17 protein-coding genes are annotated in these 15,299 nt (G+C 44.2%); 6 read left to right on the forward strand and 11 right to left on the reverse strand.

Annotated features, from left to right (window positions below):
- Positions 1-113: 113 nt before the first annotated feature.
- A complete protein-coding gene (locus MHB54_RS09630; protein ID WP_023986918.1) occupies positions 114-485 on the reverse strand; it encodes an MmcQ/YjbR family DNA-binding protein in 372 nt (123 codons plus the stop codon).
- Between the two features lie 531 nt (positions 486-1,016).
- On the opposite strand from MHB54_RS09630, the gene panB reads away from it, so the two are divergent.
- Positions 1,017-1,889 carry a 3-methyl-2-oxobutanoate hydroxymethyltransferase gene (gene panB / locus MHB54_RS09635; protein ID WP_028541056.1) on the forward strand — a complete coding sequence of 291 codons (873 nt, stop codon included), beginning with the start codon at positions 1,017-1,019 and terminating at the stop codon, positions 1,887-1,889.
- Entirely contained in the window at positions 1,889-2,812 is a 924-nt protein-coding gene (locus MHB54_RS09640; RefSeq protein WP_028541057.1) for a ketopantoate reductase family protein, read from the forward strand. Before panB ends, MHB54_RS09640 begins: the two co-directional genes overlap by 1 nt.
- 101 nt (positions 2,813-2,913) lie before the next feature.
- Here MHB54_RS09640 and MHB54_RS09645 read toward each other — a convergent pair whose 3' ends face one another.
- From MHB54_RS09645 to MHB54_RS09675, 7 genes are all read right to left on the reverse strand, one after another.
- Positions 2,914-3,471: an NADPH-dependent FMN reductase gene (locus MHB54_RS09645; protein ID WP_264454199.1), complete on the reverse strand. Its 558-nt coding sequence runs from the start codon at positions 3,469-3,471 to the stop codon at positions 2,914-2,916.
- 242 nt (positions 3,472-3,713) lie between these two features.
- Positions 3,714-4,721 (reverse strand): AI-2E family transporter, encoded by a 1,008-nt coding sequence (locus tag MHB54_RS09650; protein ID WP_023986914.1) that lies wholly within the window; start codon positions 4,719-4,721, stop codon positions 3,714-3,716.
- A gap of 54 nt (positions 4,722-4,775) precedes the next feature.
- The gene (gene psiE / locus MHB54_RS09655) at positions 4,776-5,192 is read right to left on the reverse strand and encodes a phosphate-starvation-inducible protein PsiE (protein WP_025723919.1); all 417 of its coding nucleotides are present in this window, start codon (positions 5,190-5,192) and stop codon (positions 4,776-4,778) included.
- Positions 5,193-5,279: 87 nt separating this feature from the next.
- Positions 5,280-5,774, reverse strand: coding sequence for a DedA family protein (locus tag MHB54_RS09660; protein WP_013308662.1), 495 nt, complete (start codon positions 5,772-5,774; stop codon positions 5,280-5,282).
- A gap of 22 nt (positions 5,775-5,796) precedes the next feature.
- Entirely contained in the window at positions 5,797-6,306 is a 510-nt protein-coding gene (gene pssA / locus MHB54_RS09665) for a CDP-diacylglycerol--serine O-phosphatidyltransferase (protein WP_023986912.1), read from the reverse strand.
- Between the two features lie 24 nt (positions 6,307-6,330).
- The gene (locus tag MHB54_RS09670) at positions 6,331-8,100 is read right to left on the reverse strand and encodes a sensor histidine kinase (RefSeq protein ID WP_264454200.1); all 1,770 of its coding nucleotides are present in this window, start codon (positions 8,098-8,100) and stop codon (positions 6,331-6,333) included.
- The gene (locus tag MHB54_RS09675; RefSeq protein WP_028541060.1) at positions 8,097-8,777 is read right to left on the reverse strand and encodes a response regulator transcription factor; all 681 of its coding nucleotides are present in this window, start codon (positions 8,775-8,777) and stop codon (positions 8,097-8,099) included. The genes MHB54_RS09670 and MHB54_RS09675 overlap by 4 nt, the downstream gene beginning before the upstream one ends.
- A 221-nt stretch (positions 8,778-8,998) precedes the next feature.
- On the opposite strand from MHB54_RS09675, the gene MHB54_RS09680 reads away from it, so the two are divergent.
- The 3 genes from MHB54_RS09680 (at position 8,999) to MHB54_RS09690 (ending at position 11,612) form a co-directional block, all read left to right on the forward strand.
- Positions 8,999-10,342: a glycoside hydrolase family 30 protein gene (locus MHB54_RS09680; protein ID WP_023986909.1), complete on the forward strand. Its 1,344-nt coding sequence runs from the start codon at positions 8,999-9,001 to the stop codon at positions 10,340-10,342.
- Between the two features lie 162 nt (positions 10,343-10,504).
- Entirely contained in the window at positions 10,505-10,894 is a 390-nt protein-coding gene (locus tag MHB54_RS09685; protein WP_023986908.1) for a winged helix-turn-helix transcriptional regulator, read from the forward strand.
- A gap of 271 nt (positions 10,895-11,165) precedes the next feature.
- Positions 11,166-11,612, forward strand: coding sequence for a hypothetical protein (locus tag MHB54_RS09690; protein ID WP_023986907.1), 447 nt, complete (start codon positions 11,166-11,168; stop codon positions 11,610-11,612).
- Between the two features lie 103 nt (positions 11,613-11,715).
- Here MHB54_RS09690 and MHB54_RS09695 read toward each other — a convergent pair whose 3' ends face one another.
- On the reverse strand, positions 11,716-12,207 hold the full coding sequence (locus tag MHB54_RS09695; protein ID WP_013308656.1) for a phenolic acid decarboxylase: 492 nt from the start codon (positions 12,205-12,207) through the stop codon (positions 11,716-11,718).
- Between the two features lie 166 nt (positions 12,208-12,373).
- Between MHB54_RS09695 and MHB54_RS09700 the strand changes: the two genes are divergently transcribed.
- Positions 12,374-12,922 carry a PadR family transcriptional regulator gene (locus MHB54_RS09700; protein ID WP_023986906.1) on the forward strand — a complete coding sequence of 183 codons (549 nt, stop codon included), beginning with the start codon at positions 12,374-12,376 and terminating at the stop codon, positions 12,920-12,922.
- Between the two features lie 63 nt (positions 12,923-12,985).
- Here MHB54_RS09700 and MHB54_RS09705 read toward each other — a convergent pair whose 3' ends face one another.
- Both MHB54_RS09705 and MHB54_RS09710 read right to left on the reverse strand, forming a co-directional pair.
- Complete coding sequence (locus MHB54_RS09705; RefSeq protein ID WP_023986905.1) at positions 12,986-14,185, reverse strand: Ger(x)C family spore germination protein; 1,200 nt, start codon at positions 14,183-14,185, stop codon at positions 12,986-12,988.
- On the reverse strand, positions 14,182-15,276 hold the full coding sequence (locus tag MHB54_RS09710) for a GerAB/ArcD/ProY family transporter (protein WP_028541065.1): 1,095 nt from the start codon (positions 15,274-15,276) through the stop codon (positions 14,182-14,184). Before MHB54_RS09710 ends, MHB54_RS09705 begins: the two co-directional genes overlap by 4 nt.
- Between the last annotated feature and the right edge of the window lie 23 nt (positions 15,277-15,299).

Consider the following 15,299-nt stretch of genomic DNA (forward strand, 5'->3'; position numbering starts at 1 on the left):
TCAAATGAATTATCTTTAAATTAAGAATATATCTATTCGTGTTTTCTGTCAAGTAAAACTATAATAATGTTAGTAAGTATTTTTGGATACAACCTAAGGGCTTCACCAGCCCTTTACAAATCCGTTGCCCGTATTCTCATCGTAATCGCTTCGCGTTGCGCTTTGGTTAAGCTCTTGAAGACTAGCTCATACGAATGGTCGATCATGCTGTACAAATCCTCCAGTGGGAAGGTAGCATCAACCTCAATCGTATTCCAATGCTTTTTATTTAAATGATAGCCTGGCTTAATTGCCTTGTTTTGTTCACGCAGATTTACCGCAATGATCGGATCACATTTCAAGGATAGATGGCTAATGCCGTCCTTTTCAGATAATAGAGCAAACATCTTGCCTCCAACTTTCAGTACTAGCGTTTCAGCACCGAATGGATAATCCTTAACAGCCTCTTTTTGGCTCAGACCATACGCTACAATTTGTTCATACACCAGCCTTCACTCCTCTGCTTGAGTCATCATCTATAAAACGATTTGTGCCCTATTATATCACGCTCTCCACATACAATAGTCCCATGTTACAATTAGAATTCTATCGGGAGGGTCAATCCTTTCTATATGAATTTATCGACCGTCCGTGACCTCATACACGTCCTAAAGATTTAGCGATATTTCACATACTGTATCTGCAAGCTGACAGCCCTTCACTTCCGAATAGGAAGTTGGAGGGGCTTGTTTTGTTCATATAGTAGAGAATGTTATGCAACAGCCCTATATTTTGGTATACTTCCGTGAGAGGCTGTATCGATACATTCGAACGGTACTCTAGTTACTGTAATTCAATATGTAGATGTGTGAGCCTATGGAGGTGAACTCGTTGGATTTTGCTCTGATCCGCAAGGACCGAGACAAAAGAACGGTCGCAAATTGACTCTTTTTTTGCCTTTCGGACCTTTTCAGCCATGTGCTGAAAGGTTTTTTTTGTGATCTAAAATAAAGGTAGGAAAGGATTTGAATGCAACCATGGCAACCTCGAAAGCACTTAATATTTTGCAATTGAAGAAAATGAAACGAGAAGGTTCACCTATAAGTATGATTACGGCGTATGACTATCCATCTGCTCGTTTGGCTGAGGAAGCCGGGATCGATATCATCCTTGTCGGTGATTCCGTAGGTAATGTGTTATCTAATTATAACTCCACACTGCCCGTCACTATGGATGATATGGTCTATCATACACGGTCTGTCGTGCGCGGTGCGGAACATACTTTTATTGTTGCGGATATGCCATTTATGACGTACCACGGGAGTAGTGAAGAAGCCCTTACTAATGTGCGCAGGCTCATGCAAGAGGGACATGCCCATGCCGTGAAATTAGAAGGGGGCATGGAAATTTGCGACACCGTGAAGCGAATTGTTCAATCCGGCGTCCCACTACTGGGGCATATCGGACTTACACCACAGTCTGTGCATCAAATCGGCGGATACTTCATTCAAGGTAAAAACTCACAGGCCGCTGAGCGCCTTCTAAATGATGCCCGGGCCCTGGAGCAAGCGGGAGCTTTTGCCATCGTGTTGGAGCTGGTGACAGAGGAAGTGGCGAAGAGCATCACCCGAGAAATATCTATTCCGGTCATAGGCATCGGTGCAGGGAGATACTGTGATGGCCAGGTTTTGGTGTATCATGACATGTTACAATACTCAGCTCCTTACCGGGAGAAAAAGTTCGTAAAAACCTATTCGGATATAGGTGCTTTGATTCGCAACAGCATCGGGCAATATGTCGAAGACGTGAAGAATCATTCTTTTCCAGGCGAGGAGCATGTTTTTAAGGCAGATGAGAACGTAGTAGAAGGATTATACGGAAATGCAAAAGTAAAGGCAGGGACCCTATAATGCGATTTCTGATTGTAGGTGCAGGGGCGATTGGAGGCTATTTCGGGGGACTTCTTGTTCAAAAAGGAGAAGACGTGACCTTCTTCGTACGCCCTTCAAAAAAATCTCAGTTGGCAGAAGTCGGTCTGATTGTTAGAAGTGTTCATGGAGATTTCCAGACGCCAATCCGTGCTATTACAAATGGTGAAGCCGCCGATCCGTTCGACTGTATTATCATTTCGGTCAAAGCGTATCATCTTCCCCAATTGCAGTTCGATCTTGAGCCTTATATCGGTGATCATACCATGATTCTTCCGTTACTTAATGGTTACGAACATTTTGACTTTTTGCGCAAGCAATTCGGTTCTGAAAAAGTGCTGGGCGGACTTTGTTATATTGAAACTACGCTGGATCATGATGGTTCTGTTGTTCAGACAAGTCCGTTCCACCGTATCGTCTTCGGTGAATGGAACGGAGTGCACTCAGAGCGTACACAATTGCTGCTGAATCATCTTGATCATGCAGGCTTCACAGTGGCACGAAGCCACGATATCCAGCGTGAAGTTTGGCAGAAATATATATTCGTTGCCAGCTTGAGTGCAATTACAACACTGATGGATGCCTCGGTCGGAACTATACTTGCCACGGCAGAGTCACGTGCTATTTACGAAAAGCTGCTGCATGAGATTGTCACACTTGCTCGCAACGCGGGGATGCCGATTGATTCAGAGATGGAAGCTCATACACTGAAAACGATGGAATCCTTACGACCAGAGATGATGTCATCCATGCAACGCGATATGCTTAAAAAGCTTCCGGTTGAAGCCAGTCATCTACATGGTTCACTGCTTGCATTGGCTGCAACCAGTAATACTGTTTACCCCATACTCGAAACGGTATATGCCCGATTAAAGGTATACGAGAGCTTATTGGACACTGTCTAAAATTCAAACTTTAAAATCAATTAAAAGAGGAAGCGGCAGCTTCGAAGGTGAAAATGAAATCTTAGACTGCCGCTGCTTTTCCTTTATTAAACTTCAAAAATCTAAAGAGTTCCTGTGCTTGAGCATGCTTGCTCAAGCCCTTGAAGTAATGCTTCTAGCTCCTGCCTAGTTTCAGCGTTTGTAATTTCACCTTCCTGATTTAGCTTCAAGGTGATATGCGGAATAATGACCTTTCCATTCTCCACAATCTGTGCATTGATCATTTGCAATGTGAGCAGCAGCGAGGCATGCGCAAGATGGCCGCCCATAGGAGACGGTGACGCGCTAATGACCGCTGTAGGTTTATTTACAAATTCACCTGAAGATACGAGCCAATCCAAGGCATTTTTCAAAGCACCCGGCACACCATTCCCATATTCCGGTGTACAGATCAGTACTCCATCCACTTGTTTCAATTGCTCCCGTAGCTCTTTTACGGAAGCTGACCCCTCATCTACATCCAAGTCAGGGTTAAAATGCGGGAGATCCCCCAATCCATCATAGACTGTGAATATCATATTTTCAGGAGCCAGCCCAATAGTAGCCTTCATAAGCGCTGTATTGGAGGACTTTTGACGAAGGCTACCCGATATAGCCAATACCTTAATTTTCTGTTCCATCCGATCATCTCATTTCTTTTAACTTGATCTAATCTTGCATATTCAGTGTACTATAGCTAACAAGAGAATTAAAAAGTAAGTGAGAATGCATTGATAATGCCGTTGGACACCTTCTGCATGATGATGAGCGTCAGCGATTTTTTTCCTATGAACAAAAGGGCAATAAAAAAATGCCTGCGGCTTCGCAGGCATTCGTGATGAATCAATAGTCACTATACAAGGGTGGAATCTGTAGTGCTGAATCAAGTATCCTTCTCTTGCTTGCGTTTTATCCCAATCAGATCAAGGAAGAAAACAAACAACGGAATACCTACAATCAAGCCCCAAATTCCAATCAGATGCTCAGAGAAAATAAGTACGACAAAGGTAAAGAAGATCGGTAAATTCGTTTTGGATGACATCAGCTTCGGATTTAAGAAATAGGCCTCAATCGCATGAATCACCACAATCAGAATAACTAGATAAATCACATATTGAATGCCGCCGACACTGAAAGCGATCAGGCCGAGCGGTGCCAGTGAGATAAACACACCTGCCACTGGAACCAATCCAAGTACGAAAATGATGAGCGCAAGACCAAGCAGATTAGGGAAGCCCATAATCCAGAGTGCAATCGTGGTCAATATACAGTTAATAAGTGAAATCAGTAGTTGAGCCTCCAATACCTTCCCGAACGTATCCAGAAACATACGGCCAAAATGACCCACTTCCTTGAAAAACCAACCCAGCTTGCTATCTACAAACGTAGCTGTAAAACGTGTAATATATGATTTTTCCATCAGGAAGAACAAGCTCAAAATAATCGACACCAGAAGCTGTGTTCCCAATTGACTGACCTTCATCACTGCACTCAGGCCAGGCTCAAATAGCCGCTGAACATTCAGCGTGTCCATAAATTCGATAATCGTTTCGTTCCATTGATTACGATCAGGATACATATACGCTTGCTGAATCATGAGATACACCTGCTTGACCTGTACAACGATTAGCGGCACCATTCGGTAAACGCCCCACACCATAATCAGAATTAGCAACCCATACACCAGTAGTAGCACGATCATTGACGGCACATTGACGAACCGCTTGACCAGCTTATTCACTCCGTTATATATACTACCAATCAAGATCGTAAGCAGCAGTGTTAACAACATAATATTCATCATGCTTCTTAACATAAACAACAGCAAAACGATTATCGCAAGGACGGCTACCCGCCTGACGCCCGCATGATTCATCCAGTTTCTTACCATTCGTCTTTATTCCCTCTTTCCACTTGACTGTCAACTTTGCAATCTTCCTGAGCATCAATTTTCTCTTTTTATCAATTTACTGTTAGCGATCAATAGAGAACCTACCATGACTAAGATAGCAATAGACCACCAGAATGTATTTTTAGCATCATCATGATCTACAATAATGAGCCTGATGACAGCCGTGATCCCAATATAGATAAAATAACGTAATGGAAAATGAAAATTGGTTTTAAAGTACTTAACTATTAATGCTATGAATTCAAAATACAAGAAAAACACAAGCAACTCTTCCGTGAATTCATAGTAATTTTTGTCGGCCTCTGTGTACAAAAAAACATAAGAAAAAATGGACCATGTTTCTTTTAGAAGTAAGAAGCTTAAAATCAGCCCGACCAGAAACAGCGAGATATTCAAGATCATTTGCAGAAAACTAGGTAACTTCTCAATATACTTCATTAATGCATTCAATACAGATCCCCTCACTGGTTGTACAGTATCTTTATTTATATTATCGGTGGTATACGTGAAAAATGCTACATTACTTTTGAGGTCACCTTAATGAAAGTTTATATTCGCCCCTGCAATATAACCAATGGAGATAAAGATAAGCGTCCATATCAGAGAACCTGCGCTTGCCACCAGCATATATTTTCGGACAGGCATCGCACTAATGCCCGACAAATAGCTTGTCGCATGTCTGACTCCTGGGATAAAATAACCAAACAAAATGGTCCATAACCCAAAACGCGCAAACCACCCCTTAACTCTTGCAAATCGCTTCGGTGTCAATCCAACCCACTTGCCGTGCTTATCCACCAAGGGCTGACCCAGCTTTTTGCCTAGCGTGTAGCTGATCATCATCCCTGTCATTGCACCGATGAAGCTGACTAATATAGACACCGAATAATTCAGTACCATGATAGAGGATAAATAGCCGACAAAAACCATAATAATTTCATCCGGAACCGGTAGACCGATAATCCCAAGAGCAAGAAGAGCAAAAATAGCGATATATCCGTATTGTGTAATCATGCTGATGACCCATTCCATAGGAGAGCCACCTCCTGACCGATTATTTTTTGAAGGACGGAAAGGGAATACGGCTAACCATCAGGAACGACAGCACTACCATTAATGCAAGCAACAACCCCGGCTTCAAATGCTCACTCCATAAAAACATAAAGGACAAAATCACACCCGCCGCCGTAATCGGCATACCTACAAAGCCTTTGCTAAAAGCCATTAGGTTGAATCTTGCCAATCTTACCGCACCGCATATGACAAACAAAACAGCCACAAGCGGTCCTATCCAATGGGTATCTCCCAGTTTGTATAACAAGATCAAGAAAGCAGGGGCAACCCCAAATGAGACAACATCCGCCAGCGAGTCGAGCTGTTTGCCAAAATCACTGGAGCAATGCAACAGCCTTGCCAGCAAACCGTCTAATACATCCCATAAAGCAGCCACCACCACGAGAATAAAAGCGGTCATGTATTGCTCATGAATCGTAAAATACAGGGATAAGACCCCTGCCCCCAGGTTTGCAATCGTGAATAGTGAGGGCAACCAATTCCATTTCATACTCCTTAACTCCTTTGCCGTAGCTTAGCCTCCGAATATAACAACAAAACGGACGCCGTCCTTGGTATTCTCCACCTTATAGCGGAATTCGTGCAAATCTAAAATTCGTTTGACGATCGACAACCCCAGTCCTGTCCCACCTGTCTGACGGCTTCGGGACAGCTCGGCCCGGTAAAAGCGATCCCATATCTGCTCCAGTTGATCGTCAGGAATGGTCTCACCTTTATTTTCAATGGAAAAAAAACTGATTTCCCCGGCACCTTCGATACGAATCGTGATCGAGCTTTCTTCCTCAGCATGCCGTATGGCGTTGACAACAAAGTTGATAATCACCTGTTCCATCCATCCTACATCGGCATGAATCGGCATCTCATTGGCGGGGATAATGACCACTTCCAGCTTTTTCTCCTTCAACAGATGGAATAGCTTGTCCACGACTTCCTCCACCAGCTCACTCAAGATAAAGGTCGTCTTGCGGAGCTTGAGGGTTCCAGATTCCAATTTAGCGAGGTCCAGCATATCTTTGACCAATCGCTCCATTTTGTCCGCTTCCTCTACAATGACTTTCATATAATGATCCTGCTTCCCGGCGCTAACCCCATCTTGTAATCCTTCTGCGAAGCCTTTAATGATACTCAGCGGGGTTTTCAGTTCATGAGAAGCGTTGGCAAAAAAGTCTTGTTGCACAGCCTCCATCCTCTGTTTCTGTTCCATGTCCTCGACCAATTGTTGATTGACCTCCTGAAGCTCGCGCAAAGCCGTGTCCAGGTTCTGGGACAGGGTATACATGCTGTAGGACAGGCTGCCTAGTTCATCATTCTGCCGGATTGGTGTATGGGCAGTAAAATCGAGCTTAGCCATTCGCTTGGCGGTATTATTCAAAGCAATGAGCGGACGGGTCACCATCCGGGAATAGAACAGGGACAAAATCAGAATGAGTGCAAATCCCCCGATCCCTAGGTACAGATAAAACCAGCGCAGAGCTTCATTCGTCTCACTAATTTCCTGCAACGATGTCACTGTGAACAGGAGGTCGATCTCGCCTGTGTCCTGACGAACAGGATGGACTATGACTGCATTACGTACCCCTGTCCAAGGTTCCGTCCAATCTTCCTCCAACACTTCGAAATTCTTAAGTTTCTCCAGATGCGCCTGTGATAAAGGGAACCATTCCTCCAGCGCACCAAACAGTAATCCTTGTCGCTGACTCCATGTTTTCAGATCTGGTAGTGCAATCTCTGTCACCGTACCGGATAACCTTACACTGTCATCTGTGCCAGCCGCTTGCGATGTCGTTCCTATATTTTTGAAACCAGGCTTCTGAATGCCTAATGGATAAATTAAGTTGGGGGAAGTGATGCCGTCAGTCCCCAATACCTCACCTTCAACCGTTACCGTATCACCGGGCTGAATCCGGGCAGCTCTCAACTCATCTCCGTACTCGCTCATAAACAGAGACAGCGATATCTTAACAACTTTACCATCTGCTGTTCTGAGACTGATATGAAACGCATCATCCAGCTTTACTTTGCCGTCCAGCGTAACAATCGCCAACTGGTTCTTATTTTGAAGCATAAAGCGAGCTGCCTCTCGCGAAACCCTGCCCGATCCCCAAGCCTCCTGGACATAACTTTGACCGAAGCTTTTCAAACGGCTTTCCACACGACCAATCTTCTGTTGCTGATAAAAATTTTCAAAAAACAGAAATTGACTTAAAATCACCATACCGTAAAAACACAGGAAAAACACAACCGTCATAATGAACAACTTAAAGGTAACTCCCCGTTTGTTCATTCTTCCTCCTCAAACCTGTAGCCTGTACCAAAAACCGTGCGGATATGGCGTGATTCACGGCCTAGCTTACTTCTCAGCTTTTTGATATGAGTATCGACAACCCGTGTGTCTCCTTCAAAGTCGATGCCCCACACCCGGTTCAGTATCACATCCCGTGAAATGACTATGCCTTTATTATGTATAAGCAGCCGCAGCAACTCATACTCCTTGGGCGTCAGCTCGACTTCCGCCTGATCCACCTCAAGTCGATGAGCCATCGTATTGAGAATGGCAGTGCCGAATCGCAAAATATGCAACTCCGGCTGCACATGTCCTTCCACTCGCTTCATCAGCGCGTTTGCGCGGGCGATCAACACCTTGGGGCTGAAAGGTTTGGTAACATAATCATCGGCTCCCAGTTCAAAGCCTAATATTTTATCATCATCACCGGATTTGGCTGTCAACAAAATGATCGGCACACCTGAACGGCTGCGTACCTGGCGGCACACCTCCCAACCATCCAGCTCCGGCATCATAATATCGAGTATAATCAGGTCCGGCTGCACCGAATCAAACCAGATTAGTGCATCTTTTCCATTACCTGCTTCATAGACTTCCCAATTATTTTGTTTAAAATAATCAGCAATAACTTCACGAATACGTATTTCATCCTCCACGAGAAGAACCCTTTTCTTCAATCGACTTCCCTCTTTCGTCATTCTAGGACACCAGCATATCAAAGACATGTGTACTTTATGTGTACTTTATGTGTTCTTGATACCTCTTATCAGCAGAACTTCTCATCAGCAAATTCGACCTTGGATTAGGGCAAATTTGTCTTGGCTCAGACCATCTCATCTCCTGTGATCCTACCCTATAATAAGAAGAGATACAAAAAGCCTGAACAGGAGGGTAATACATGAGTAATCAAACCATTCAGTGGTTTTCCACTTCTAAAGCTAAAGCTTGGCAATCCCAAGCTCATCATCTTACCGATACCCAAGATAGTGCCAACCTAACCCTTACGGGAGAAACACATCAGCTTGTCGAAGGTTTTGGTGGCTGTTTTAATGAATTGGGTTATGTAGCCCTGAATCATTTGGAAAAGGACGAACGAGATCGGGTGCTTCATTCTCTCTTTCATCCAGAGGGCGAGCACAAATTTGCAATATGCCGACTTCCTATTGGAGCGAGTGACTACGCGCTGGAGTGGTACAGCCACAATGAAACAGACGGCGACGTGGAGATGAAGCACTTTTCCATTGAGCGTGATCACCAATATCTCATTCCTTTTATTCGGGAAGCGTTACAACTCAATCCTAACCTGAAGTTGTTCGCTTCACCCTGGAGCCCGCCGACATGGATGAAATCACCGAAAGCCTACAATTACGGCACTCTGCGCTGGGAAAAGGATATTTTGAAAGCGTATGCATTGTACTTTGTCAGATTTGTTCAGGCTTACCGCGAGGCAGGTATTACGATCCACCAGATTCATGTTCAAAATGAAGTCATTGCCGATCAGAAGTTCCCTTCCTGTGTATGGACCGGAGAGCAACTGCGTGAATTTATTCGCGACTATTTGGGTCCTGCTTTTGAGGAACACGGACTGGATACGGAAATTTGGCTGGGTACCATTAACGCACCCGATCCGTGGGAGGAATTAATAAAAAAGACTTCGACCGGATTCGATGAGTATGCCCATACCGTATTGAGTGACCCCGAGGCCTACAAATATATTAAAGGCGTAGGCTACCAGTGGGCAGGCAAAAATGCCATTCAGCGCACCGTTGCCAGTTATCCTGAGCTTCGTTACATGCAAACAGAAAATGAATGCGGCAACGGAGAAAACTCATGGGACTACGCCAAATATGTATATAATCTGTACCAGCACTACTTCAGCAATGGTGTGAATGCTTATATTTACTGGAATATGGTTTTGGAACCGAAAGGCAAGAGCACATGGGGCTGGGAGCAAAATTCGATGATTACCGTTGATCCCGCGGATCGAAAACCTGTCCTGAATCCAGAGTATTATGTCATGAAGCATTTTTCTCATTTTGTATTACCAGGTGCCCGACGCATCGGACTTCGTGGCTCATGGACTGGAAATGCAGTTGCTTTTCAAAATACAGACGGGCAAAGGGTGGTGGTCATCGCCAATCCGTTCAAGGAATCGCGTGTGCTGAATCTGTCTCTCGGTGAAACAACACACCGCTTGGAGCTGGAGCCGGAGTCCTTTAATACTATCGTGATTCCTTCTTAACGCCACAGATTTCTGGACTCTTCCAGCTTGCACACATCATTAGGTACCCCTGTCCGGTCTATAAGTGTCCAAGCATATGTATAGTTTCCAAAATGGATGTATATCCTTTTGCGTATAGTAGCTATAAATAGTATACTTGGAATAACTACGGACAGGAGGTCGATGAATATCACTACTGTAAAAGACCGGATTGATTTGAAGCTGATTAATTGTGATAAGGAATTGACTCTCGCGGTCATCGGTGGAAAATGGAAGCTGATTATTTTGTGGCATCTCGGTATGGAAGGCACCAAGCGGTTTGGTGAATTGAAGAAGCTGATCCCCCATATTACGCAAAAAATGCTGACCAACCAATTGCGCGAGCTGGAGGAAGATAAACTCATTCTTCGTAAAGTCTATCCCGTCGTCCCTCCACATGTGGAATATTCACTGACGGAGCATGGCGAAAGCCTGATTCCGGTACTGAGAGCAATGTACGATTGGGGATCAAACTATCGCGAGAACGTGATTTGGAAAGAAGAAGAAGCGATTCAGGACGTCACACCCGTGTGACCAGCAAAACAAGCATTTTGTAAAATGCTGAACTATATTTTTGTAGAGACGACCCTGGGGAGATCTGGGGTTGTTTTTTTTGTGATATAAAGACGTTCCCCAAGATAATAAAAGAAATGGATGCAAGTATCCGTTTCCATTGGCATTAAAGCTCGTTTTCCGCTACATATCCTCATTTTACGCTTGTATTCGTGATTTACATTACATCCGCTGTGACGTATGATTCTTCCATCCCTATTTACAGTGAATCCGAGAAGGAGGCCGTTCTAGCATGAGCATGACGCTTGCCCAGCCCACAACATCCCAAGCGACCCAATTAAGTATTGGTTCCATGGAAATGATTCAATACGACTATCGTCAATTTTCTGACTCAAAACCTTATCAACACCATTGCTGTGGCTTGCTTACTATGTCGTGTAACGGCGCTCAAGGTTTGGCGGAATATGAGCTGCCTGAAATTAAAGGTGCCTTTGACCTCGTCCGCTGGGCTTCCGTGTTTACCTCGCTCAAGGGTCTGTCCTTAACCGAGGCTGAGCAATATATTCAGCACCACGCTGATCACTGGGGGCCTGATAAAACAGAGCTAGCTCTATCTGCCTTATCCGATCTGACTACCCATGCGAACCTGCACATTCTCTCCCCATCAGCGACCATACTCCCCCCTCGGATTAGTCGTTCATATCTTATCGAGCATGGTCTGGTCTACTATTCATTCTAAATATCGTCCACAACTCCATTAGCAATCCACTTTCCAGTTCACGTAAAAAAGCCTGAGACTGTTTATCACAGGCCAGGCTTTTACACTTTCAGCACAGAGTTGATTACACTTGCAGTTTACCTGCACGAATATCGTCTGTCATTCCTGCATAAGGTGCTTGGGAAATTAATTGTTCGTTGTTCACACCCGCATTTTCGATGAATGTAATATCTGCAAATTCAGGAACCACATACTTCGGATACGTTTCATACTTTTCGCGCGATTCCTCCATCAGCGGAATAAAATCGTTTTGATAGCGCACAGTGATTTCCGGATGCTCATGAACCCATTTAGGGAAGAAAATAATGCCGTGCATACGTTTTTCCTCAGGCATAAAGTTCAGAGACACGTCAGTGCCTGTCGGTTCGGTCCACGATACTTTATACACATTTTCCACCAGCTTCACCAGATTGACCTTCTGATCACGTACCCAGCGACCGCCTACCATACCACTATGAATGCGATAATCGATCGTATCTTCATTTTTAATATATATTTCGTACTCCCAACCATTCTCATAAGTGTAGATCATGTGGCTGCCGATAAACTTGTCCATCTTGCATCCTTCTTTCCTAAATTATAAGTTTTCATGAATTGAATAGGAGACCAAAAATAAAAATATTCAATTCAAAACATGTAATGTTAAACATGTTTTTAAGTACATATAAATTGTAGCACTATGGTATACTAGTGTCAAATAATGTTTGACAAGGAGAACTACGTTGAAGCGCACATTAAAATACGCCATTTTGGGCCTGGTTCATAAAGAGGAAATGAGCGGCTACGATATTACGAGTCAATTCAAGAAGGAAATCGGACAATTTTGGAGCGCCAAACACAGTCAGATTTATCCTGAGTTAAAAAGGCTGACCGAAGAGGAGCTTATTGAATATCGCACCTCCATTACAGGAGCCAAGCTGGAAAAGAAGCTGTACTGCATCACCCCCAAAGGAACCCAAGAGCTGACCGAATGGCTGTTGAGCGCCAAAGAGTTACCGGAAACGGAAAAGGATGAGTTTATGCTCATGCTGTATTTCTCAGCAGCCATCCCCAAGGAAGAGAACAAGCGATTGTTCGAGGACCAGATAATCAAACGTAAAGAGAAGCTGGAGTATCTGTACGAAAGTAAAAAATCCCTCCAACGGCTGGACGAGAACCTTCAAGCCCCCGGTTCTAATCAATTTGGGCATTATCTGGTGCTGAGCCGTGCCATTAATCGGGAAGAAAGCTATATTACGTGGCTGGAAGAAACACTGTCCCTGTTTGAATAGCCTAAAAAACCTTCAACGCCACGTAGATTCGTGGTATTGAAGGTTTTTCTAAATAGGTGCAAACTAGTCTGCCGTCGTAATCGAAGAGCCGTAATCTTCAATATGGATATCTGTGCTAAAACGTACAGGAATGGTACTAAAAATGTTATCCCAATCCTCTTTAACCTTACGCCAAACTTTAGGATGCTGAATCCTCAACGCTTCTCCGAAACCTCCAACATCAGCCTGCAGCTTTTGCATTTTGGCTACAGTTTGTTCAGCTAATGAATTAACTCTCTCCTGAAAGATACTCTCTTCTTGTCCGAGCACATCATTGCTACGCAAATTTTCTTTCTTGTTAAAAACCTCGGAAACGCGCCCCTCTGAGGTCATTTTTACTTGGAAGGAAATGTCGTCTCCCTGAACGATGGCCTTGATCCTGCTTTTCACCGCTTTGATCTCATAGGCTATATTTTTACCGGTTTGGGGATCACTACTTTTCAGCACGCCTCCAACCAATTGGCCTTTGATCCACATGAGACCCTCGACCTCTGACTCATTCAGAAAGCCACCGTAGGTTTGTGTCTTTCCCTTGATGATTCCCGCACCTGCGAGCTTGATTTCATTCTCAGCCGTAATGACATTGGGCAATATAAAGCTTCTTTTACCCTTCATGGGCCCGACCACTTTAACCAAAGCCACGGGTTTTATCAACCGGGCATTCCGTTTACGATTTTCGAAAATATCCTTTAAGATATAGGCAGGAATTTGACCAGGAATTTTCTCCTGAAGCGCATTGCCCGCCTTGTCTGTACTAATCAGCAGCTGGACGCTGGGCCGAATGTCATTATCCCCCAAGAAAAAGTCCAGCAGCTCATACAATGGAATTTTGCGAAGCAGACTGGAGCTGATAATAATCGTTTTCAAATGTTGTCCGATGGGCGGTCGATTGGTTCGCAATGAAATTTCTCTTAACATTTCAAAAACGGAATCCCCCGTTTCCGTAATATTAAAAAACTTTTTAGCTTGTGGGGAGGAGCTGTTGGAGCCGCCGCTTTCCTCTGGGATGATAAATTGAAAGGTTCCGGTGATTAACTCTTTTTTCGGATAGTCTCCTCCTTTCCGTTTAATTTGTTCTTCTTGTGAAGATTGTGACACTACATCCATAGCAATGCCCGTCTCCAGATTTAGATCCTCCACCGGAGAGCTGCTCCAGCAGCCTGAAAGTGTACAGCATGTCAGGAGAGCCACCATTCCGAGTAATCCTGACTGGACTCTCTTCATGACCGCACCCCTCTCCAATGAGAAATAAGCAGCAGAGGGAGTGGAAGCAGAGCGAATAGAACGAAAGCTGCATTCCCGATCATCGTTCCAAAAGAAAATAACTCATTCAGATTTTTGGGAATTTGGGACAGGACGTAGATGAACGGGAGCAAAATAAACAGCGCCTTGGAATAAGAGCTATTCAAAATTTGAGAAACTCCGAGCGAAGCGCAATAAAAAGCAATACTGAATGTAGCAAAAATTTGCATGATCCAAATGGACAACAATAGGGATTCGAACCGTTCCAATAACAGATACTCCACTTCAAAGGAGCGGGCCAAGTCTAAAAAAGGCCAGGTTCTGGTCATAACTCCTTCCACCGAAAAGGCGCCAATGCATAAGATCAGCGTAGCTGTATAAAAAATGGTCGAGATCCCGATTGCCAGTCCGACCGCCTTAGTTGCTTTCTCCGGTTTTTCCATCCGACAAAGAATAAACAGCAGGCACTCTGTCCCCGTTAGGGTCAGGGTTGTAGTCTTGAGCGCTTTAATCACTGGCATCACACCCTCGGACAAAACAGGACGCAAATTATTCAATTCGAAAATATTCAAACTCAGCAAACATATCAATAAAAAGATAGCTGCCGTAATCGGGAATATAACTTGACATATTTTACCCAATGTACCTATCCCCCCCAAGCAGAGATACAGAGAGATCCACATAAAGGGGGCTGAAATAGCCCACACTGGAGTTCCTTCAAGCAAAAAGAACGACGTTACTTCCTCCACAGCTCGGATTTCGTATGCAGCTATACAAATAAAATAGATGACGAACAAGATGCCCAACACTTTGCCGATGGCTTTGCCAGTTATCCGCTGAACATACTGGTAAAAGGTGCTTTCTGGAAACCGTGAACTTAGTTTGACTATAATCCATCCGAACAGGAAAGTGGCAGCCCCTGCTAAAATGACGGACATCCACACATCCGGTGTTTTTGCAGTTTCAACGGCTACTCTGGGAAGAGTAAGCAACCCGGCAGCCAGCATAAAGCAAAGCACGATTTCCGTCGTCTGTAACGTTGTAATTTTATCCGTTTTTTTCCCACGGGCCATCTTGCTCCCTCCTGTGTTGTTGA

The sequence above is a fragment of the Paenibacillus sp. FSL M7-0802 genome (assembly GCF_038004945.1).
GTDB classification, from domain to species: Bacteria; Bacillota; Bacilli; order Paenibacillales; family Paenibacillaceae; genus Paenibacillus; species Paenibacillus polymyxa_B.